Source organism: Acidovorax sp. ST3 (assembly GCF_003231145.1).
Classification (GTDB): Bacteria; Pseudomonadota; Gammaproteobacteria; order Burkholderiales; family Burkholderiaceae_C; genus Acidovorax.
Map to the genome: position 1 here is coordinate 394,843 of NZ_QKVP01000003.1, position 21,164 is coordinate 416,006.

The window sequence follows — 21,164 nt, forward strand, 5'->3', positions numbered from 1 at the left end:
AGAATGGGGTGATTCTAAGAACCCGCCAATGTTCAGTTTTTTCAAGAAAAAGCCCGCTCCTTCGCCCGCCCCCACCGATGTGCCCGCCCCGGCCCAGCCGGTAGGCACACCGGCGCCCGCCGTGGAGGCGCCCGTAGCGCCGCCCCCACCCGCCACGCCGCCCGTGGCGACTCCTACCGCCCCTGCGCCCGTCGCACCCGCGCCCGTGGCGGCGCCCGCCCCGGCCGGTTTTGGCTGGCTGCGCAACCCGTTTGGCAGCAAAGCCCCCGAGCCCGCTCCGGCGCCCGTGGCGATGCCACCGGTGGCGCCGATCGTCACACCGCCCCCTGCCGCGCCTGCAGTCACCATACCGGCCGCTGGTCCAGTCGCCGCAAGCCCAGCATTCCCCCCCGTCGCGCCCCCGGTTCCCGTTGCCGCACCCGCGCCGGTGACCCCGCCCGCGCACATCACGCCACCGCCTGCGCCCGTGGCCGCACCCGCCGTGTCGGCTGCGCCCCCTGCCCCGGCGCCTGAGCGCAAAGGCTGGCTGGATCGCCTCAAGGCGGGTCTGCGCAAGACCGGCAGCAGCATTGCCACGGTCTTCACCGGCACCCAGATTGACGACGCGCTGTATGAGGAGCTGGAAGAGGCCCTGCTGATGGCCGACACCGGTGTGAAGGCCACCACGCACCTGCTGACGGACCTCAAGCGCCGCGTGAAGGACAGCAAGACCACCGACCCTGCGGCCGTCAAGGGCCTGCTGGCCGATGCACTGGCCGACCTGCTGCGCCCGCTCGAAAAAGCCCTGGTGATTGGCGAGCACACCCCCACCGTGATCATGGTGGCCGGCGTGAACGGTGCGGGCAAGACCACCTCCATCGGCAAGCTCACCAAACATCTGGCAGACGAAGGTGCCGCCGTGCTGCTGGCCGCCGCCGACACCTTCCGTGCCGCTGCGCGCGAGCAGCTCGGTGTGTGGGCTGACCGCAACACGGTCGAGATCGTGAGCCAGGAAGGCGGTGACCCCGCGGCCGTGAGCTTTGATGCCGTGACCGCTGGCAAGGCGCGCGGCAAGGACGTGGTGCTGGTTGACACTGCCGGCCGCCTGCCCACACAGCTGCACCTGATGGAAGAGCTGAAGAAGATCCGCCGCGTGGTCACCAAGGCCGATGCCACGGCCCCGCACGAAGTGCTGCTGGTGATTGACGGCAACACCGGCCAGAACGCGCTGGCCCAGGTGCGCGCGTTTGACGACGCGCTGCAGCTCACCGGCCTGATCGTCACCAAGCTCGATGGCACGGCCAAGGGCGGCGTGCTGGCCGCCATCGCGCAGGAGCGCCCCATCCCCGTGTACTTCATCGGTGTGGGCGAAAAGCTCGAAGACCTGGAAACCTTCAACGCCCGCGAATTTGCCCAGGCCTTGCTGAGCTAACCCTCACGATCTGCGCTCAACTATTGTGAGAAATGGCCCCATCCGGGGCCATTTACACGTTTACGGATCGCAACGTTTCCTCCATCATGGGCTTTCCCCTTGGAAAGCACGGAGGCCCATGTTCATTGAGCTGGTCAAAGGCGTTGCGCTGCTGCTGGCGCTGTGCTTTCTGCACGGGTTCAACATCCGCGTCTGGCGCCAGCACCCGTGGGTGGGCCAGGTCTTTTCGGGACTGATCTTCGGCGGCATCTGCGTGGTGGGCATGCTCACCCCGGTGGTGCTGATGCCGGGCGTGATCTTTGACGCGCGCTCGGTGGTGCTGAGCATGGCCGGCCTGTTTGGCGGCCCGCTGGTGGCGGGCATTGCGGCGCTGATGGCGGCCACCGGCCGCCTGTGGCTGGGGGGCGCCGGGGCCGAGGTGGGGCTGATGGTGATCGGGCTGTGCACTGCCCTGGGGCTGGTGTACCGCGAGGGCCGCGCTCGGGGGCGGCTGGGGGTGGAGCCCGTCACCCTGGCACTGTTCGGGCTGCTGCTGCACACGGCGGTGATCGCGCTGTTTCAGCTGCTGCCCGCCGAGGCCGTGCAGCGCATCAACCAGACGCTGGCCCTGCCCTATCTGCTGACCTTCACCCCCGCCACCGTGGTGCTCGGCCTGTTGCTGCACGATGTGGAGCAGCGCATGGCCACCGAGCGGGCGCTGACGGGCACGGCCGCGCGCCTGCATGCCATCACACAGGCCATTCCTGATGTGCTGCTGGTGCTGGATGCCCAGGGCCGGTATGTCGAGGTGTTGTCCCCCAACGACTCCGCCCTGGTGGCCAGCGCCCCGGTGCTGGTGGGCCAGCGGCTGCACGACGTGCTGCCCGCCGAGCAGGCCGAACGGTTCATGGCGCTCATCCGGGACACGCTGCAGTCTGGCCAAACCCACAGCGTGGAATACGAAATGCAGACACTGTCAGGGCTGCGCCAGTTTGAGGGGCGCACCCAGCCCCTGGGCGTGCAGGTGGGCGGCCAGGCGGCTGTGGTGTTTCTGGCCCGCGACATCACGAAGCGCAAGCAGGCTGAAAGTGCGCTGCGCGAGTCCGAGCTGCGCTTTCGCTCGCTGCTGCGCAATATTCCGTCCATCTCGGTGCAAGGCTACCTGCAGGACGGCACCACCAGCTACTGGAACCAGGCGTCCGAGCAGCTGTACGGCTACACCGCCGAAGAAGCGCTGGGCGGCAACCTGCTAGACCTCATCATCCCGCCGCCCATGCGCGACGGCGTGCGGGCACACATGCAGCACATGTTCGCCACCGGCGAGGTGATCCCGGCGGGCGAGCTGCAACTGCAGCGCAAGGACGGCACGCCGGTGCATGTGTTCTCCAGCCATGCCTACATCCAGGTGCCGGGGCACCCGCCCGAGATGTTCTGCATCGACATCGACATCTCGGGCCGCAAGGCCGCCGAGGACGAGGCACGCTACCTGGCGTTCTACGACGCACTCACGCAACTGCCCAACCGCCGCCTGCTGGTGGACCGGCTGCAGCAGGTGCTGGTCAACGGCGCGCGCTCGGGCCTCACCACGGCCGTGCTGTTTGTGGACCTGGACAACTTCAAGACCCTGAACGACACCCGGGGCCACGAGGTGGGCGACCTGCTGCTCAAGGACGTTGCCCAGCGCCTGCGCAGCTGCGTGCGCGAGCAGGACACTGTGGCCCGCCTCGGAGGTGACGAGTTTGTGGTGGTGCTGCAGAACCTGAGCAGCGACGCCCCCGAGGCCGCCGCACAGGCGCGCACGCTTGGCGAGTTGGTCCTGGCGCAATTGCGCCAGCCGTACGAGCTGGCGGGACACGAACACCACTTCACGGCCAGCATTGGCGTGACGCTGCTCACCCACCAGCGCGACTCGGTGGACGAGGTGCTCAAGCAGGCCGACATGGCCATGTACCGCGCCAAGGACGCCGGGCGCAACACGCTGCGCTTTTTTGACCCCGACATGCAGCAGGCCGTGAACCGCCGCGCCTTGCTGGAGACCGAACTGCACAACGGCCTGCGGCGCTCCCAGTTCCTGCTGCTGTACCAGCCGCAGGTGGACAGCCAGGGGCGGGTGACCGGCGCGGAGGCCCTGGTGCGCTGGCAGCACCCGGTGCAGGGCATGGTGCCGCCGTCGGAGTTCATCCCGCTGGCCGAGGAGTCGGGCCTGATCCTGCCGCTGGGCCAATGGGTCATGGAAACCGCCCTGCGCCAGCAGGCCCGCTGGCAGCAAGACCCGCTGTTTGCGCACCTGAGCCTGGCCATCAACGTGAGCGCACGCCAGTTCCTGCAGGACGACTTTGTGGCCCAAGTGCTGGCCCTGGTGCAGCAGACCGGCGCCAACCCGGCACAGATCAAGCTGGAGCTGACCGAAAGCCTGCTGCTGGACAACGTGGACAGCGTGATCGCCACCATGCGCGCCCTGAAGGCCCACGGCCTGGGGTTTTCGCTGGACGACTTCGGCACGGGTTACTCGTCGCTCAGCTACCTCAAGCGCCTGCCGCTCGACCAGATCAAGATCGACCAGGGCTTTGTGCGCGACGTGCTGCTGGACGCCAGCGACGCTGCCATCGCCCGCTCCATCATCGGGCTGGCCGGCAGCTTGGGCCTGTCCGTGATTGCTGAAGGGGTGGAGACCACAGCCCACCACCAGTTTTTGCTGGCGCACGGCTGCCAGGCCTTTCAGGGTTACCTGTTTGGCCGCCCGCTCACGCTGGAAGACTTTGAAAACCGGGTGCGGCAGGGCGTGTAGAGGGGACAGAGGCACTCCATAACAGCTGGGACCGACCGTTCGAGGGCGATACGTTGACAGTTATTCACTATGTTTTTGATAGCTTCTCAGGCATGTTGCACTGGCGCTTGATACTGATTTGACTCTGAAGATGTCAAACGGTATCAATGAGCAACCCGACGGGAACTCCGGGCTTAGCACTCAATCAGAGAGAGTGCTAATATGATGGCTTAGAGGAAAGGATTCCCGGAATGAACATTCAATCTGGAACCGCGACGATGTCTCTGGCACCCGCCAATACCTGGGCGCTGGTGCCCCCCTTGGGCAACCTGGACGCCTATATTTCGGCTGTCAACCGCCTACCCCTGCTCACGCACGAAGAAGAGCAGACCTACGCACGCCAACTCAAGGACAACAACGATCTGGATGCCGCCGGCCGGCTGGTGATGTCGCACCTGCGTCTGGTGGTCTCGATTGCACGCCAGTATCTGGGGTACGGCCTGCCCCATGGCGACCTGATCCAGGAAGGCAATGTGGGCCTGATGAAGGCCGTCAAGCGCTTTGACCCCGACCAGGGTGTGCGCCTGGTGAGCTACGCCATGCACTGGATCAAGGCCGAGATCCACGAATACATCCTAAAGAACTGGCGCATGGTCAAGGTGGCCACCACCAAGGCGCAGCGCAAGCTGTTCTTCAATCTGCGCTCCATGAAGCAGGGTTTCAAGGCCGACGCCTCGGCCGCCGATGTTGCCACGCACCGTGACACCCTGTCAGACCATGAGATCGACGCCGTGGCTGCACAGCTCAACGTGAAGCGCGAAGAAGTCATCGAGATGGAAACCCGCATGGCGGGTGGTGATGTGCTGCTAGACCCGGCACCGACCGATGACGGCGAGCAGGCGTTTGGCCCCATTGCCTATCTGGCCGACGCATCGCACGAACCCACGGCGATGATCGAGTCGCGCCAGCGCGACGCCCTGGCCACCGACGGCATTGCCAACGCCCTGGCCAGCCTGGACGACCGCAGCCGCCGCATCGTGGAAGAGCGCTGGCTCAAGGTCAACGACGACGGCTCCGGCGGCATGACGCTGCATGACCTGGCCGCCGTGTACGGCGTGAGCGCCGAGCGCATTCGCCAGATCGAAGTGGCCGCCATGAAGAAGATGAAAAAGGCCCTGGCCGAATACGCCTGACCGGGCCGGGCAGCGGGGTTAATATCCCCGGCTGCAGAAGTTGCCTCGCGGGGCCCCAGTTCTGGGGCCCCGCATCGTTTGGGCCCCCGAATATTCTTCAAGGAGATTGCACCCCATGCCCTCACGTCCCGCCTTTACCGGCCGTGTTTCCCGCCGTGCTTCGCTGTTGATCGCCCTGGCTGCCGCATCCCCATGGGCGCTGGCGCAGAACTCCGGCAAGGCTACGGCGCCCGCGCCACTGGCTTGGCCCACCAAGCCGCTGAAGATCATTGTGGGCTTTCCGGCCGGTTCGTCACCTGACCTGACGGCGCGCACGTTCTCGGAGCCCCTGTCCAAGGCCCTGGGCCAGCCTGTGATCGTGGACAACAAGGTGGGTGCAGGCGGCAACATTGGCGCCGACGCAGTGGCCAAGGCCCGTGACGACCACACCATCGGGCTGATGATCAACGGCAACATGACGATTGCCAAGCTGCTGAACCCAGCCGTTCCGTATGACCCGATCAAGGACCTGGCACCGCTGAGCCTGATCGGCACCTCGCCGCTGATCCTCACGGCCCCCGTCAATCAGCCTGGCGTGGCTGCCAACGGCACTGCGCGGGACTTCTTCGTGGCCGCACGCAACGGGGGCGACAAGTGGAGCTATGGCACGCCCGGCGTGGGCACGGTGGGCCACATCGGCACCGAGCTGCTCAAGGCACGCAGCAACATCAACCCCGTGCATGTGCCCTACCCCGGCTATCCGCAGGTGGCCAACGCGATGCTGGGCGGCCAGCTGCAGATGGCGCTGCTACCCCCGGCGCTGGCGCAGGCCCAGGTGCGTGCAGGCAAGCTGCGCGCGATCGGCGTGACCTCGTCCGGACGCAGCCCGCTGGCCCCCGATGTGCCGAGCCTGGCCGAGGCTGGCATCAGCAACTTCAACCTGGAGATCTGGAACGCCTTCGCAGCGCCCTCCACCATGCCCAAACCGATCCAGGCCAAGCTGGCCGCGCTGCTCAGCGAGATCGCCCGCAGCGAGGATGTGCGCAGCAAGCTGTTCCAGCAAGGGTGGCAGACGGTGGGCTCGTCGCCCGAAGGCCTGGCCAACCGCATCAAAGCCGACACCAATCTGCTGGGCGGCGTGATTGCGATGCGCGGTATCAAGGCCGAATAAGGCCCTAGGGCGTCAGCTCATGCGGGGCCGCACAGCGGCCCGCGACACGGCGGCCTGGCACAGGCCCCGGGTCACTCAGAGGCTGGGGCTTAGCCCCCGGCCTCCGCCAGCAACACCTTCACATCGGCCGCCAGGGCCTGCGCGCCGCTGCCGTAGCGGTTGTAGACCCGCAGGCGGCCTGCGGGGTCGTACACATAGCTGCCCGCCGAGTGGTCCATGGTGTAGCTGGTGGGCGTCTTGCCATCGACCTTTTTGTAGTAAATCTTAAAGTCCTTGGCGACGGCAGCCAGTTGCTCGGGCGTGCCATAGAGCGCCAGGAAGCTCGGATCGAAATTGGCCATGTAGGCCTTGAGCACCTCGGGCGTGTCGCGCTCCGGGTCTACGGTCACAAAAATACCCTGCAGGCGGTCACCGTCCTTGCCCAGCATCTGTTTGACCTCGGCCAGTTCCTGCATCGACGTGGGGCACACGTCGGGGCACTGGGTGTAGCCAAAGAACACCACCACCACCTTGCCGGCAAAGTCCTTGATGTGGCGGGGTTGGCCGTTGTGGTCGGTCAGAGGAATGTCACGGGCGTATTCAGCGCCGGTGACGTCCACACCCCTGAACTCGGCCTTTTTCTCGGAACATGCGCCCAGGAGGCCTGTAGCGCAGACGGATAGTGCGCCAGCAGCTATTAAATGAAGAGCATTTCGTTTCTGCATGGAGGTCATCACAGCACGTAGTGGTCCACCAGCAGTGCCGCAAACAGCACGCTCAGGTGGATGAGGGAAAAGCGGAAGGTCTTGCGGGCCAGAGCGTCCGAATAGTTGCGCCACAGCGCGAACGCATACCCGCAGAAACCGAGGCTGAGCAGCACAGCGGCAGCCAGATAGATCCAGGAACTCATGCCATAGATGAACGGCATCATGCACCCGGCCAGAAGGATCAGCGTGTATAGAAACACCTGCAAACGCGTGAACTCATTGCCATGCGTGACGGGCAGCATGGGCAAGCCAGACTTGCGGTAGTCCTCCACCCGGTACAGGGCAAGCGCCCAAAAGTGCGGCGGTGTCCACAAAAAAATGATGAGGAAAAGGATGAGCGCCTCGGGCCCCACATCGTTGGTCATGGCTGCCCAGCCCAACACTGGTGGCATGGCCCCGGAGGCGCCGCCGATCACGATGTTCTGGGGCGTGAGGGGCTTGAGGATCACGGTGTAGACCACCGCGTAACCCACAAAGGTGGCGAAGGTGAGCCACATGGTCAGCGGGTTGATCCAGACGTACAGCAGCACGGAGCCTACCGCACAGAGTACAGCCGAGAACAGCAGCGTCTGCGCGTTGGACAGCTCGCCCTTGGCCGTCGGGCGCCAGGCGGTGCGCTTCATCTTGGCGTCGATACCCTGCTCGACGATGCAATTGAATGCGGCCGCAGCACCGGCCACCAGCCACACGCCCAGGCACGCCAGCGCCATGTGGGCCAGTTGCGCAGCGTTGGGCAGGCCGGGCACGGCCAGCACCATGCCAATCAGCGCACAAAAGACGATGAGCTGCACCACGCGGGGCTTGGTCAGCGCATAAAACTGCTGGAACCGCGAGGGCGGCGCAGCAACGGCGGAGGGGGCAACACTCATGCAGATACTCTCGATGCGCCCGTGGGCGCGGAAAACTCTTGGGGCGCAGGTGCCGCGCGGCTGGACACCAAGGACCAGGTCAGCACCACCACCAGGGCAGCGGCGCCGCCGGTATGCAACACCGCGGCCACCAGGGGCCAGTCCAGCACCACATTGGACAAACCCGTCACCAGCTGCAGCAAGGCCAGCCCGCCAATCCACCGGGCCTGCGTAGGCAACACGCCATTGCGATGGAAGCGCCAGGCCACCAGGCCCAGTGCCAACAGCACCACATAGGCCATCAGGCGGTGCACGTAATGAATGGCGGTAAGTGCAGCAAAGCTGATATGGCTACCATCTTGCAACATGCCCAGCTTGCGCCAGATCTGGAAGCCCTGGGCAAAGTCCATGGCGGGCCACCAGCTGCCCTGGCAGGTGGGGAAGGTGGTGCATGCCAGCACCGCATAGTTGGTGCTGACCCAGCCACCCAGCACGACTTGCAGGGCCAGCAGCAGGGCCGTTAGTACCAGCCCCCAGCGCAGCACGGGGGACAAGGCCACCGGTGAGCGCCCCTGGGCACTATGGGTATGGCGCACAGCCTGCACACACAGCAGGGCCACCAGCACCAGACCACCGATCAGGTGCAGGGTGACGATGGCAGGAAAGAGCTTCATGGTCACCGTGAGCGCGCCAAAGGCACCCTGCAGGCACACCCACAACAAGGTCACCGTGGGCCACCAGGGGCTCAGCGGCGGCGCCTGCTGCCCGCCATCACGCCGGGCACGCCGTTGCTGCACCCAGGACGACACAGTGATCACAATGATCAGCACCCCCACACCTGTGGCCAAGTAACGGTGGATCATCTCGATCCAGGCCTTGCCGTGCGTCACGGGGCCGGTCGGCATGGCTTCCTGGGCGGCCGCAATCTCGGCGCGGGCACCCACCGGGCTGGCGCTGCCATAACAGCCGGGCCAGTCGGGACAACCCAGGCCCGAATCGGTCAGGCGTGTGAAGGCGCCAAACAGCACCAGATCAAACGTGAGGAACAGCGTGAGCACCGTGAGCGCCTGCAGGCGCCGCATGGGCGTGCTGCCCCGGTTGCGCGCCCACACCCAGACCAGCGGCCCCAGCGCGATCACCAGGCCAAGCAGCATCAGCTCGAGCACCGGGGCCAGGTCGTACAGCGGTTGGGTATCGGTCATGGCTTGACCGGCCGCCCCGGCTCGTCCCACGAAGAAGAAGCACGCAGCAGGCGCTCCAGATCCCGCTTGGCCTTGGCGGCACCGCTGGTGTCCATTGCTGCCGGAAAACGCATCATCCAGTTGCCCATCGGGTCCACCACATAGAGGTGGTCTGCCAGTTGCTGGCCCGGGGCGGGCTCCAGCCAGGCCTTGAGGGCACTGGGCTCGACCCGCAAGACAGTGGCTTGCTGCAGGGCGGGCGTGAGAGCGGCGGGTGGCAGGGCGTTGTCGTTGATCAGCCAGACCCAGTCCACCCGGTCTTTTTCCTTGCCCAGGCTCTCGCGCAGCTGGCGCTGCAGGTACAGGTGTTTCTGGCAGGCCGGATCGCAGTCGCCCCCGGCCACACTGACCAGCAACCATTGGCCTTTGAGCGACTCCAGCCGCGTGGCTGCACCATCGAGCGTGGAGGCGGTGAGCGCAGGCACAGTGCGCTGGGGGTTGATCAGCTCGCCGTAAACGCGGCGCCCCTCCGGGCGGATCACGTAGTAGGTGAAGTACGAGGCGACCACTGGCGCGGCGCAGATCAGCAGCACGCCCAGCATCTTCCAGCGCCCATGGCGCGCACGCTGTGCGGTGGCGACCGCCTCCCCCGCCTCGGGCAAGGTGTGTACGGTCAACCCCAGCGGGTGCTCCGAACGCGCCTCAGGCGGCAGGCTGGCTGCGCGGGCGAATGAACCGTCGGACGATTTGGAACCAGACATAAAGGAGTGCTATCAGGCCGCAGAGCCCGAACCATTGAAATGCGTAACCGTAGTGTTTTTCGACACCCGCGCCGACCACAGGCCAGTCGCGCAGCAGGCCATCGCCCGCGTCGCCCACTGGGCCCGTCTGCAACACCGTGAAGGGGGCGAGCGCCAGACCGGTTTCGGTGCGGAACGCTGCCAAGTCCAGATTTTGCCGGATGCGGGAAGACCCCTGTGCACTATCGCCCCCCTGGAACTCATACAGCCGCGAGGGCGACAAGGCCACACGGCCTTGAACGCGTACCTCGGTATCCGTCGGCGTGGTCACGGAAGGCAGTTGGGCGCGGTCCTGGAAATTGCGCGCTGCCCATCCGCGCTGCACCAGCACCACCCCAGCGCCCCCACCAGAAAGCTGCAGTGGCGTGAGCACAAAAAACCCAGGGCGCCCCTGCATCTGCCGGTTGTCCAGATACACCGTGTGTTCGGGCAGCCAGCGCCCCTGCAGCACCACAGCACGGTGTACGAGGGCTTGTTGCGCCTCGGGAGACGCGCTAGCCGCGTCTGTCAGCGTACGCCCGTCTATGGCCGGCTGGCTGGCCCGCGCATCCAGCATCGCCTGCAGCGACTCTTTCTGGGCGGCTCGCGACAATTGCCAACGTCCCAAAGAGGCGGTGACCAGCATGCCCGCCACAGCAGCCAGGGTAATGAGCCAAAAACGCAGGCCCGCAGGACGGCGAAGAGGGGTCACAGGATAATGCGCTCCATGAAATACCTCGTAGTGCTGGCGTTCATCGCCATTTTGGCCAGCCTGGCATCCGCCCTGTTCTTCATGATGCGCAACGGACGCGACGACAAGAGCAAGGGCAACCACATGGCCAAGGCGCTGGCGGTGCGTGTGGGGCTGTCCATCGTGCTGTTCTTGTGCATTCTGGTGGCCTGGCAGCTGGGATACATCCAGCCCACCGGGCTGCCCGCCACCCGTTGATCCAGGGGCTTGACACACCAACCGGAGAACCTGCGCCTATCACAGGCCACTACTGACCCGCACCACCGAGCGGTAGAACAAAAAAAGCGCCGCGAGGCGCTTTTTTTGACGGCGTCCGGGCCTGGCTTACATCCAGTAGACCAGCACGTACAGGCCCAGCCACACCACGTCCACAAAGTGCCAGTACCAGGCAGCACCTTCAAAGCCAAAGTGCTTGTCGGCCGTGAAGTGGCCCTTTTGCAGGCGCAGCGTGATCACCAGCAGCATCAGCATGCCCAGGAACACGTGGAAGCCGTGGAACCCGGTGAGCATGAAAAACGTGGAACCAAACACACCCGAGCTGAGCTTGAGGTTCAGGTCGGTGTAGAGGTGGTAGTACTCGTAACCCTGCACCAGCAGGAACACGAAGCCCAGCAGCACCGTGGCCCACATGAAGCCGATGGTCTTGCCACGTTGGTTTTCACGCAGGGCGTGGTGGGCAATGGTCAGCGTCACGCCCGAGGTCAACAGCAGCGCGGTGTTGATCGTGGGCAGCCAGAAGGGGCCTACGGTCTGGAAGGGTTCGATGATGCCGGCGGGCGATGCCGTGACACCTGCAGCCATGCTGGGCCAGACGGCCTTGAAGTCAGGCCACAGCAGCGCGTTGTCCAGGCTGCCCAGCGCAGGCACCGAGTGCGAGCGCGCCCACCACAGGGCGGTGAAGAACGCTCCAAAGAACATCACCTCGGAGAAGATGAACCAGCTCATGCTCCAGCGATACGACAGGTCGATCTTGTGACCGTACAGGCCGCCTTCGCTCTCGCGCACTGCGTCGCCAAACCACTGGTACAGCGTGAACAGCCACCACACCAGCCCCACGGCCAGCGAATATTTGCCCCAGTCGTGACCATTGATCCACTGGCCAGCGCCGAGGATCACAAAGAACAGACCGGCCGCGGCCATCACCGGGTGGCGGGACTCGGCGGGCACATAGTAGTACGGGGTTCCGCCGTGGGTTGATGCACTCATTTCAGCTCCTGATTCTCAAAATCTTTGTTTTCAGTATTTGTTTGCACAAACCAGCCAACACACACTCACACGATCCAGTTCACCAGCCCGATCAGGCCCATCACCAGCAAAAAAACCGCCATCAACCCCACCACGATGATGTGGATCGGGTTGAGTTTTTCGACATCTTGCTGGTACTCGCTGCCTTTGCGCAAGCCAATCAGCGACCATGCCACCGCGCGCACCGTGCGCAGCAATGAGCCTTTGCGTTGCGACGGCTTCACGTCTGCCGATGGCCCGAGCGGTGCGCTCATGAGCCCGCTCCTTGCAAGGCCGGCGCATTGACACCCGGCACCACGGCGGCAGCCGTTGATTCGGGGGCTGCGGGTGTCTTGCCGCCCACTTCAAAGAAGGTGTACGACAGCGTGATCGTGGTAACGTCCTTGGACAATTTCGGATCAATCACGAACGCCACGGGCCAGGTTTTCTTTTCACCGGGCTCCAGGGTGTACTGATTGAAGCAAAAGCATTCCAGCTTGTTGAAGTGCGCAGCGGCCTGCCGGGGCGCGTAACTGGGAATGGCCTGGGCGGCCATGCGGCGGTTCTGCACGTTCTGGAACTCGTACATCACCGTCGTCAGCTCACCAGGGTGCACCTGCACGGAACGCTGCGCCGGCTTGAAGTCCCAGGGGCCGCGCGAGTTCGCGTCGAACTCCACCGTGATGGTGCGCGACTTGTCCACCTGGGTATTGGCGGGTACGCGCACATCCTTGCCGGCCACACCGTTGCCCGGCACCTGCCGCTCCGACAGCGACAGGATGTTGATGCCCGTCATCTCACAGATGTGCTTGTAGATGGGTATCAGCACGTAGCCGAAGGCGAACATGCCGGCCGCAATAACGACCAGCTTGCCGACCATCTTGGCGTTTTCGCGGTGCAGGCTCATGGGGTGGGCCGGAGGCTCAGCGGGACAGCAACACCACCTTGACCATGAACCCGACAAAGAACACCGCCGCCACCGACGCCAGGATCAGCGCCAGCCGCAGGTTGTTCTTCTTTTGCTCGGGGGTCATGGACATGGTGTTCAGCCAATCACGCGGGTTGCAGTGGCGTCCAGCTTGGGAGGATTCTCAAACGTGTGGAAAGGCGCGGGGGAAGGAACTTCCCACTCCAGACCCTCGGCACCGTCCCATGGCTTGGCAGGGGCCTTGGCGCCGTTGCCACGCATGGCTGGCAACACCACGGCCAGGAAGAAATACACCTGCATCAGACCGAAGCCAAACGCGCCCACCGAGGCAATCGCGTTGAAGTCAGCGAACTGCATGGGGTAGTCGGCATAACGACGGGGCATGCCAGCCAGACCCAGGAAGTGCATCGGGAAGAAGGTGATGTTGAACGTGATCAGCGAGCCCCAGAAGTGGATCTGGCCACGGGTTTCGGAATACATCACGCCGGTCCACTTGGGCAGCCAGTAGTACACACCAGCAAACATGGAGAACAGTGAACCGGCCACCAGCACGTAGTGGAAGTGGGCCACCACGTAATAGGTGTCTTGCAGCTGGATGTCGATGGGGGCCATGGCCAGGATCAGGCCGGTGAAACCACCCATGGTGAACACGAAGATGAAGCCCACGGCAAACAGCATGGGGGTTTCAAACGTCATCGAACCGCGCCACATGGTGGCGATCCAGTTGAAGATCTTCACGGCCGTGGGCACGGAGATCAGCATCGTGGCGTACATGAAGAACAGCTGGCCAGTCACAGGCATGCCGGTCGTGAACATGTGGTGGGCCCACACAATGAACGACAGGATGGCGATGGACGAGGTGGCGTACACCATGGAGGCATAGCCGAACAGCTTCTTGCGGCTGAATGCGGGCACGATCTGGCTGATGATGCCGAAGGCCGGCAAGATCATGATGTACACCTCGGGGTGACCAAAGAACCAGAAGATGTGCTGGTACATCACCGGGTCACCGCCACCGGCGGGGTTAAAGAAGCTGGTGCCGAAGTGACGGTCCGTCAGCGTCATGGTGATCGCGCCGGCCAGCACAGGCATCACGGCAATCAGCAGATAGGCGGTGATGAGCCAGGTCCAGGCGAACATGGGCATCTTCATCAGCGTCATGCCAGGGGCGCGCATGTTCAGGATGGTCACGATGATGTTGATCGAGCCCATGATGGACGAGGCACCCAGGATGTGCATCGCGAAGATGCCGGCATCCATGGAAGGACCCATTTGCAGCGTCAGCGGTGCGTACAGCGTCCAGCCGGCAGCGGGAGCGCCGCCGGGCATGAAGAACGAGCTGACCAGCATCAGTGCGGCAGGAATCATCAGCCAGAAGCTGAAGTTGTTCATACGCGCGAAGGCCATGTCGGAGGCGCCGATCTGCAGCGGAATCATCCAGTTCGCAAAGCCCACGAAGGCCGGCATGATCGCGCCGAACACCATGATCAGGCCGTGCATGGTGGTGAGCTGGTTGAACAGCTCCGGGTTCACCAGTTGCAGGCCGGGCTGGAACAGCTCGGCGCGGATCAGCAGCGCCAGGATGCCGCCGACCATCAGCATGGTGAACGAGAACAGCAGGTACAGCGTACCGATGTCTTTGTGGTTGGTGGCGAACACCCAGCGGCGCCAGCCGGTGGGGCCATGGTGGTCGTGGCCGTCGTGTGCGTGGTCGCCAGCGTGCCCGTGGTTGTCGAGTACTGCGCTCATGGTGAATTCCTCAATACGATGGGGCGATGATTACTTGCCACGCAGGGCCAGAACTTCAGCAGGCTGCACCAGCTGGCCGGTCTTGTTGGACCAGTTGTTCTTGGTGTAGGTGACCACGGCGGCGATGTCGGTGTCGCTCAGCTGCGCCCATGCAGGCATGGCGCCATTGTTCTGGCCCTTGAGCAAGACCTGGATCTGCTTGGCATGGTCGGCATCCAGCACCACGGCAGCGCCGTCGAGTGGCTTGATGGGGCCGGCGCCCTTGCCGTTGGCCTGGTGGCAGGCAGCGCAATTGGCCGCATACACCTTCTCGCCGCGCTTGAGGATGTCGTCCAGGGCCCACACCTTCGTGGGGTCGTCCAGCTTGGCTGCGGCCTTCTTCTTCTGTTCGGCCACCCAGGCGGTGTAGTCCTCGGCGGACACCACCTTCACGTGGATGGGCATGTAGGCGTGTTCCTTGCCGCACAGTTCTGCGCACTGCCCGTAGTAGTCGCCGATCTTCTCGGCGCGGAACCAGGTGTCACGCACAAAGCCAGGGATCGCGTCCTGCTTGATGCCGAAGGCAGGCACCATGAAGGCGTGGATCACGTCGTTGGCCGTGGTGATGATGCGGATCTTCTTGTTGACCGGCACCACCATGGGGTTGTCCACCTTGAGCAGGTAGTTGGCGGGGGCGTCCTTGACATTGCCGCTGTCAGACATCACACGGTGGCTGCTGTCCAGTGTGGAGATGAAGGCGAGGCCTTCGCCTTCGCCGGTGATGTAGTCATAGCCCCACTTCCACTGGTAACCCGTGGTCTTGATCGTGAGGTCGGCGTTGGTGGTGTCCTTCTGGGCGACCAGCACCTTGGTGGCGGGCAAGGCCATGAGGATCACGATGATGAACGGAACAATGGTCCACACCACTTCAACCGTCACCGACTCGTGGAAGTTGGCAGCCTTCGCGCCCTTGGAGCGGCGGTGCTTCCAGATCGAGTAGAACATCACGGAGAACACTGCAACAAAGATCACCGTGCAGATGATCAGCATCATCCAGTGCAGAAAATGCTGCTCTTCTGCAATCTTGGTGACGGGCGGCGCCAGGTTCAGCTGGTTGACTGCAGGGCCGCCAGGCAGGTCCTGAACGGCATGGGCTGCGGAGCCCACCCATGCACCGGCAATCAGCAGCAGAGAAGCCAGCTTGTTGGAAATGCTCTTCATAGTTCTCACTTACTTCTAAGCCTCAATTTAACCAATCCCTTTCGCGCGCCTGCGTGGGGTCAGGCAGCGCGCAAGGCCATGCGGATCTCCGATGCCAAGGCCGGCCGGAGCTCTGGGCGCACATAGCGCCCCACCTCCACCGAACGGCCCTGTGCAGACAGCGTGATCAGCGAATGGTCTCCCGTCTTGGGCTCTACGCGAACCCGGCTCCGGTCAAACTCCGCGCGCTCCAGCCTGCCTGCTGTCTCCAGCTCCACCACAAGGCGTGAGCCCTGCAATGAAATCCTCTCGCCATCCGCCGCATGGCGACCGTACATGGCGAATGCAATCCCTACTGCCACGATTTCGAGCCAGGCGAAGGGCATCACCAGGTGGGCGCCGAGCATCCAGAAGAATGTCGCGATCCCCAGGGACACCACACACAGCGACAGATACATCCAGCCCAATTGCGTCGGCGTGACCGAACAATTGCGAACCAGACGCCAGTCAATGCGCTGACCCGACACCGTGGCAAAACGAAAAACCAAGCCCGTCACCGTGAGTGCTCACAAGACTGCCGGCTGCAGCACACGTTGCGCCTTGGGCACAACAGGCACAGCCTGCCAAATTGCGCGGGAAGATGCCCGAAATCTCAATAACCAAGAATTGTAGCGTGCCTTGTTCCAAGTCATTGACACGCCGTTACAGGTTAGTTCTCAGTGCCGCCCTTGCGCAACATGGCGCGCATGTCCTGCAGCGACACCGCACTGCTGGAACTGACGCGCACCCGGGGTGCAGGCTTGAAGGCATGGCCATAGATGATTTCAAAAGTCAGTGCCAACTGACCTTTCTGGCCCGGATCGGCCAGACGCTCGGACAGCACTTGGTAGAGCTTGTCGCGCCAGCGCCGTCCGCGCAATGAGGGAAAGCGATCAGGATGCAAATTCGCACCCAGCTCGCGCAGCTCTTGAACCAGCCGCTCGGGCGTGGCAAAGGTAAGCGTGATGCGTTCCATATCCATCACCGGCTCTGCAAAACCGGCGTGCACCAGCATGTCTCCCCAGTCGTGCATGTCGGTGAAGGCATGGCCCGCAGGCGGCCACCCCATGGCGGCGTACACGCCGTGCAGCTCACGGAGGGTGTCCGGTCCGAGACACGAGAACATCAGATAGCCATCCACCGCCAGGGCGCGGTGCCAGCGGCCGATCAGGTCTTGCGGGTCGGCCGCCATGTGCAGCGCCATGTTGGACCACAACATCTGCACGCTGGCATCGGCCGGCGGCCCCATTTGGAAGGCCCCGGCACCCCAGCGGGCGGGGTTCCACCAGGGCTTGGCCAATGCCTGCCTTGCCACAGGTTCGCAATGCGCGCTGGTCTCGTACACTTGGCAACGCGCCTGCGAGTAGCGAGCACTCACCAAGGCATGCGCCTGCAGGCCCCCACGCACTGGGTCCCAATGGCACCAGGAGGCGGGCGACTGGCGAATCCACTGCAACCGGTCCTCCATGCGGCGCGCCACCTCTTCGTGCAGCCAGGGGGACGCGGCCGGGGCCGCACCATGCCAGCGGGCTGCGGCAACAGGATCAATGGTGGGGGGGCGCTCGGAGGACATGGGCGGGGCAGAAGGACGCGCGAGTATATTGATTCATGCTCTTTTTGGGTTTACCAGGGATTTCACGCCGCCTCCACGCCTGGGTGGACAAAGTGCCTAGCCAGTGCGCCGTGTGCCACTCCTGGCCGTCGCAGCGGGTCTGCAATGCGTGTGTGATGCGGTTTGCCCAGCCTGCCACGCGTTGCCAGCGCTGCGCGCTGCGGGTGCCCGCAGGGGTTGCCGTGTGCGGCGCCTGCCTGCAGAACCCGCCCAGCTTCGACGCCTGCATTGCCGCCGTGGACTACGCGTACCCCTGGGCCGACGCTCTGGCGCAGTTCAAATTCAGGGGCGATCCGGGATGGGCTCGGGCTTTGGCCACCCTGATGCGCAGCACGCCCTGGATGGAGCCAGCACTGGACGCGGCCGACCGGGTACTGGCAGTCCCCCTGTCCACCGAGCGCCTGCGCGAGCGGGGCTTCAACCAATCGGCCCTTCTGGCAAGGCAACTGGCTGGCACCAAGGCGGACTGCCATACGCTACTGCGCCTGCATGCTACCGAGGCCCAAAGCGGCCTGCCCCGGGCGCAGCGGCTGCGCAATCTGTGCGGCGCCTTCGCCGTGGAACCCGCCCGCGCAGCCAGCCTGCGTGGCCAGCGGGTGGTACTGATCGATGACGTGATGACCACGGGCGCCACCCTGCATGCGGCCACCTTGGCACTGCGCGAGGCTGGCGTCGCGCACGTCACGGCTGCGGTGCTGGCGCGCACGGGGCTGGACTGAAAAGCGCCAGACAGGCACCGAACCAGCACCGAACAGACACCGAACAGGTACTAAAGGGATACTTTTGATTACGAGCGGTTGCTCAACTCACAGGTCCAACGATGACAATGGCGGTCATGTTCCATATCGTCCTCGTCGAACCCGAGATTCCGCCCAACACCGGCAACGTGATTCGCCTGGCGGCCAACACCGGGTGCTCGCTGCACCTGATAGAGCCCCTGGGGTTTTCGATGGAAGACCGCCAGATGCGTCGGGCAGGGCTGGATTACCACGAATACGCCAGCGTGCAGGTCCATGCAGGCTGGACGGCCTTTCTGCGGGACACCCAGCCGGACCCGACCCGGATGTTTGCGATGACCACCCACGGCTCGCAACCCGTCCACTCCACCTGCTTTCTGCCCGGCGACTGGCTGGTGTTTGGCGCGGAAACGCGGGGGCTGCCCCCCGAGTTGCGCGAAAGCTTCCCGCCAGCGCAGCGCCTGCGCCTGCCCATGGTGCCCGGTCAGCGCAGCCTCAATTTGTCCAACGCCGTGGCGGTCACCGTGTTCGAGGCCTGGCGGCAGAACAGCTTTGCCATGCCTGACGGGCAGGTGATGGTCGAGCCCGAGGGCACGATCATCAGCGGCTTCGCGCAACTCAACTGAGCTGGCCGGACTTTTCCGCCATGGCGCGGGGCACGTGTTCGGTCAGGAAGTCCAGAAACACCCGCGTGCGCGCGGGCAGCATGCGGCCCGACGGCAGCGCCGCATAGACCGTGTAACGCGAAAAGATCCAGCCCGGCAAGATGTGCACCAGCTCGCCGCGGGCCAAGTGCTCCTCGGCCAGCAGGCGCGACGTAACAGCCACACCCGCCCCATCCACAGCGGCGCGCATCAGCAGCTCGGTACTGACGGACTGCAGCACCGCCGGTGCGTCCACCTCTTCGTCCGGCACGTCCGCCCGCAGCGACTGCAGGCGCAGCTTGCGGCCAGGCCCTGACTGCAGGCGCACGGGCGCGCTCGAGTCGCGCAGGTAGTCGTGGTGAATCAGGTCTTGCGGCTCACGCGGAATGCCCCGGCGCTCCAGGTAATCGGGGGACGCCACCACAATCGCCTCACCCTGCACCAAAGGACGCGCGACGATGTTGGCGTCAAAGTCCTCGCCCGCCACCATGATGGTCACGTCGAACTCATCCACACGGCTGGAGGCATAGGCGTCCATGCTGATGTCGAGCATGAGCTTGGGATAGTAGGCATGCCACACCGCCACCATGGGGGCCAAAAAGTTGGTGGCCAGCACCGGCGCCGCCACGATGCGGATGGTGCCGCGCAGATCGCGCGTGCTGGCAGCGGCAGCGGCCTCGGCATCATCGATCTCATGCAGGATGGCGCGCACCCGCTGCAGGTACGACTCGCCCGCGTCGGTCAGCGCCAGCTTGCGGGTAGTGCGCTGCAGCAGGCGTGTGCCCAGGTGCTGCTCCAGCTCGGCCACCATGCGGGTGACCACGGGGGGCGACATGTCCATGGCGCGGGCGGCGGCGGCAAAGCCGCCCTCTTCCACCACGCGTTCGAAGATTTTCATGGCTTGCAGGCGGTCCATGGTTCAGACCTCCTGCCCGATGGCGGCCCGGCTCAGGCCGGGGCGCCGAAGTTGCGCGCCAGCGACTCGGCCACGCACACCGGCTTGTCGCTGCCCTCGCGCTCCACGGTCACCAGCCAGGTCATCTGCATGCCATCGGGCGCCACGGGCTCGGCAGCCTGCAGCGTGAGGCGCGCGCGCAAGCGGCTGCCCACCGGCACCGGCGCCGTGAAGCGCACCTTGTTCAACCCGTAGTTCACGCCCATGCGTGCCCCCTCGATCGTGAGGCCCACTTCGAAGAACTTGGGAATCAGCGACAGCGTGAGAAACCCGTGCGCAATGGGCGCGCCAAATGGCCCGGCCTTGGCACGCTCGGGGTCCACGTGGATCCACTGGTGGTCGCCCGTGGCCTGGGCGAACAGGTTCACCTGTTCCTGCGTGATGGTGATCCAGTCGGTCACAGCGACCTCCTGACCCACGCAGGCGCTGACTTCGGAATAAGAGCGGAAGATTTTCATCGTTGCAATGTAGCCCTGCGCTCTGGCGCGCCTTGTCTGCCGGGTGACAGGTGTTTTCCCGGGGGGATGGATGTACGTCGTGCTTCACGCTGTCCTTCAAGAATTGAGCCACGTGCAGATCCCTTGCCACTGCTCCAGGTCGCGCGCCACGCGGCCGGGGGCCACGTCAAACAGCGTGAGGCCGTGCGCTGCCAGGTGGATGTAGTTTTGCGTGTCGCGCAGATAGCCCAGCACTGGGAACCCCAGGCTGTCCACAAAGTGATGCAGCTGCTCGGCCGCCTTGGTGCGCGCATCCACCCGCATGCCGACGATGCCCACGGGCACCCCGGCGGCGTGGCGGTGCTCGGCCAGCTGGTCCAGAAAGGCCCGCGTGGCAAAGATGTCGAACACGCTGGGCTGCAGCGGCACGATGACCTTGTCGGCCAGCTTGAGCACGTCGTTCAGGCGCCAGCCGTGCAGGCCGGCGGGCGTGTCCAGCACCGCGTGCGTCGTGCCCTTGGGCGGGCGGCTGATGACATCCGAGCTGGTGTCCCAGCTGCCGATGGGGCGCGCAGCGGGCGGGCGCAGGCCCAGCCACAGCCGGGCGGACTGCTGCCGGTCGGTGTCGCCCAGGATCACGGGATGCCCCTGGCTGGCAAAGTAGCCCGCGATGTTGGTGGACAGCGTGGACTTGCCCACGCCGCCCTTCGGGTTGGCGACAACAACTACTGGCATGACAAGCTCCTTGGAATCTGCAGGTCCATGAAAATACAAGCCAAATCAGCCTCAAGCGCAATATCTATATACGCTAGCAGCTATCAAATCAGAAGCACCCTCTGACACCCCAGCGGTGCC

23 protein-coding genes are annotated in these 21,164 nt (G+C 64.5%); 7 read left to right on the top strand and 16 right to left on the bottom strand.

All coding sequences use genetic code 11. The features are described from left to right. Positions 1-28 precede the first annotated feature (28 nt). From ftsY to DNK89_RS11070, 4 genes are all read left to right on the top strand, one after another. Positions 29-1,411, top strand: coding sequence for a signal recognition particle-docking protein FtsY (gene ftsY / locus DNK89_RS11055; RefSeq protein WP_110960130.1), 1,383 nt, complete (start codon positions 29-31; stop codon positions 1,409-1,411). Positions 1,412-1,529: 118 nt separating this feature from the next. After that, the gene (locus tag DNK89_RS11060; protein ID WP_110960131.1) at positions 1,530-4,178 is read left to right on the top strand and encodes an EAL domain-containing protein; all 2,649 of its coding nucleotides are present in this window, start codon (positions 1,530-1,532) and stop codon (positions 4,176-4,178) included. Positions 4,179-4,408: 230 nt separating this feature from the next. Beyond that, complete coding sequence (gene rpoH, locus DNK89_RS11065) at positions 4,409-5,350, top strand: RNA polymerase sigma factor RpoH (protein WP_110960132.1); 942 nt, start codon at positions 4,409-4,411, stop codon at positions 5,348-5,350. A 115-nt stretch (positions 5,351-5,465) separates the two neighbouring features. Continuing rightward, entirely contained in the window at positions 5,466-6,500 is a 1,035-nt protein-coding gene (locus tag DNK89_RS11070; protein WP_110960133.1) for a tripartite tricarboxylate transporter substrate binding protein, read from the top strand. Between the two features lie 89 nt (positions 6,501-6,589). On the opposite strand, the gene DNK89_RS11075 is transcribed toward DNK89_RS11070, so the two are convergent. From DNK89_RS11075 to DNK89_RS11095, 5 genes are read right to left on the bottom strand one after another with little or no spacing between them, the layout of a single operon-like run. Next, positions 6,590-7,204, bottom strand: a complete 615-nt coding sequence (locus tag DNK89_RS11075) for an SCO family protein (RefSeq protein ID WP_110960384.1) — start codon at positions 7,202-7,204, stop codon at positions 6,590-6,592. Between the two features lie 8 nt (positions 7,205-7,212). Continuing rightward, positions 7,213-8,115, bottom strand: a complete 903-nt coding sequence (gene cyoE, locus DNK89_RS11080) for a heme o synthase (protein ID WP_110960134.1) — start codon at positions 8,113-8,115, stop codon at positions 7,213-7,215. Next, positions 8,112-9,296: a heme A synthase gene (locus DNK89_RS11085; RefSeq protein ID WP_110960135.1), complete on the bottom strand. Its 1,185-nt coding sequence runs from the start codon at positions 9,294-9,296 to the stop codon at positions 8,112-8,114. The genes cyoE and DNK89_RS11085 overlap by 4 nt, the downstream gene beginning before the upstream one ends. Beyond that, positions 9,293-10,036 (bottom strand): hypothetical protein, encoded by a 744-nt coding sequence (locus DNK89_RS11090; RefSeq protein ID WP_110960136.1) that lies wholly within the window; start codon positions 10,034-10,036, stop codon positions 9,293-9,295. Before DNK89_RS11090 ends, DNK89_RS11085 begins: the two co-directional genes overlap by 4 nt. Further along, entirely contained in the window at positions 9,978-10,766 is a 789-nt protein-coding gene (locus tag DNK89_RS11095) for an SURF1 family protein (protein WP_110960137.1), read from the bottom strand. The genes DNK89_RS11090 and DNK89_RS11095 overlap by 59 nt, the downstream gene beginning before the upstream one ends. A 15-nt stretch (positions 10,767-10,781) precedes the next feature. Here DNK89_RS11095 and DNK89_RS11100 point away from each other — a divergent pair, with 15 nt between their 5' ends. Further along, entirely contained in the window at positions 10,782-11,003 is a 222-nt protein-coding gene (locus DNK89_RS11100) for a twin transmembrane helix small protein (RefSeq protein ID WP_015015500.1), read from the top strand. 126 nt (positions 11,004-11,129) lie between these two features. Here the strand turns inward: DNK89_RS11100 and DNK89_RS11105 are convergent, their stop codons facing one another. The 8 genes from DNK89_RS11105 to DNK89_RS11135 all read right to left on the bottom strand — a co-directional run bounded on the left by DNK89_RS11105 (position 11,130) and on the right by DNK89_RS11135 (position 17,497). Then, complete coding sequence (locus DNK89_RS11105) at positions 11,130-12,011, bottom strand: cytochrome c oxidase subunit 3 (protein ID WP_015015501.1); 882 nt, start codon at positions 12,009-12,011, stop codon at positions 11,130-11,132. A 65-nt stretch (positions 12,012-12,076) separates the two neighbouring features. Further along, a complete protein-coding gene (locus DNK89_RS11110) occupies positions 12,077-12,304 on the bottom strand; it encodes a DUF2970 domain-containing protein (RefSeq protein ID WP_110960138.1) in 228 nt (75 codons plus the stop codon). Continuing rightward, positions 12,301-12,936 carry a cytochrome c oxidase assembly protein gene (locus DNK89_RS11115; protein WP_110960139.1) on the bottom strand — a complete coding sequence of 212 codons (636 nt, stop codon included), beginning with the start codon at positions 12,934-12,936 and terminating at the stop codon, positions 12,301-12,303. The genes DNK89_RS11110 and DNK89_RS11115 overlap by 4 nt, the downstream gene beginning before the upstream one ends. Positions 12,937-12,952: 16 nt before the next feature. After that, positions 12,953-13,063, bottom strand: coding sequence for a cytochrome oxidase small assembly protein (locus tag DNK89_RS24740; RefSeq protein WP_209819187.1), 111 nt, complete (start codon positions 13,061-13,063; stop codon positions 12,953-12,955). Positions 13,064-13,074: 11 nt separating this feature from the next. Next, complete coding sequence (gene ctaD / locus DNK89_RS11120) at positions 13,075-14,706, bottom strand: cytochrome c oxidase subunit I (protein WP_015015505.1); 1,632 nt, start codon at positions 14,704-14,706, stop codon at positions 13,075-13,077. A gap of 30 nt (positions 14,707-14,736) precedes the next feature. Then, a complete protein-coding gene (gene coxB, locus DNK89_RS11125) occupies positions 14,737-15,906 on the bottom strand; it encodes a cytochrome c oxidase subunit II (protein WP_015015506.1) in 1,170 nt (389 codons plus the stop codon). 59 nt (positions 15,907-15,965) lie between these two features. Continuing rightward, the gene (locus DNK89_RS11130) at positions 15,966-16,442 is read right to left on the bottom strand and encodes a DUF2244 domain-containing protein (RefSeq protein ID WP_056066007.1); all 477 of its coding nucleotides are present in this window, start codon (positions 16,440-16,442) and stop codon (positions 15,966-15,968) included. A gap of 152 nt (positions 16,443-16,594) precedes the next feature. Next, positions 16,595-17,497 (bottom strand): methyltransferase domain-containing protein, encoded by a 903-nt coding sequence (locus DNK89_RS11135; RefSeq protein WP_110960140.1) that lies wholly within the window; start codon positions 17,495-17,497, stop codon positions 16,595-16,597. A gap of 35 nt (positions 17,498-17,532) precedes the next feature. On the opposite strand from DNK89_RS11135, the gene DNK89_RS11140 reads away from it, so the two are divergent. Both DNK89_RS11140 and DNK89_RS11145 read left to right on the top strand, forming a co-directional pair. Further along, positions 17,533-18,255 carry a ComF family protein gene (locus DNK89_RS11140; RefSeq protein ID WP_110960141.1) on the top strand — a complete coding sequence of 241 codons (723 nt, stop codon included), beginning with the start codon at positions 17,533-17,535 and terminating at the stop codon, positions 18,253-18,255. Positions 18,256-18,371: 116 nt separating this feature from the next. Continuing rightward, complete coding sequence (locus DNK89_RS11145; protein WP_015015510.1) at positions 18,372-18,899, top strand: tRNA (cytidine(34)-2'-O)-methyltransferase; 528 nt, start codon at positions 18,372-18,374, stop codon at positions 18,897-18,899. On the opposite strand, the gene DNK89_RS11150 is transcribed toward DNK89_RS11145, so the two are convergent. From DNK89_RS11150 to DNK89_RS11160, 3 genes are all read right to left on the bottom strand, one after another. Then, a complete protein-coding gene (locus DNK89_RS11150) occupies positions 18,892-19,833 on the bottom strand; it encodes a LysR family transcriptional regulator (protein ID WP_110960142.1) in 942 nt (313 codons plus the stop codon). The two genes, DNK89_RS11145 and DNK89_RS11150, sit on opposite strands and share 8 nt — an antisense overlap. Positions 19,834-19,865: 32 nt before the next feature. Further along, a complete protein-coding gene (locus DNK89_RS11155; protein ID WP_056637130.1) occupies positions 19,866-20,330 on the bottom strand; it encodes a MaoC family dehydratase in 465 nt (154 codons plus the stop codon). Positions 20,331-20,426: 96 nt separating this feature from the next. Next, a complete protein-coding gene (locus DNK89_RS11160; RefSeq protein WP_015015513.1) occupies positions 20,427-21,044 on the bottom strand; it encodes a ParA family protein in 618 nt (205 codons plus the stop codon). Positions 21,045-21,164: the final 120 nt, after the last annotated feature.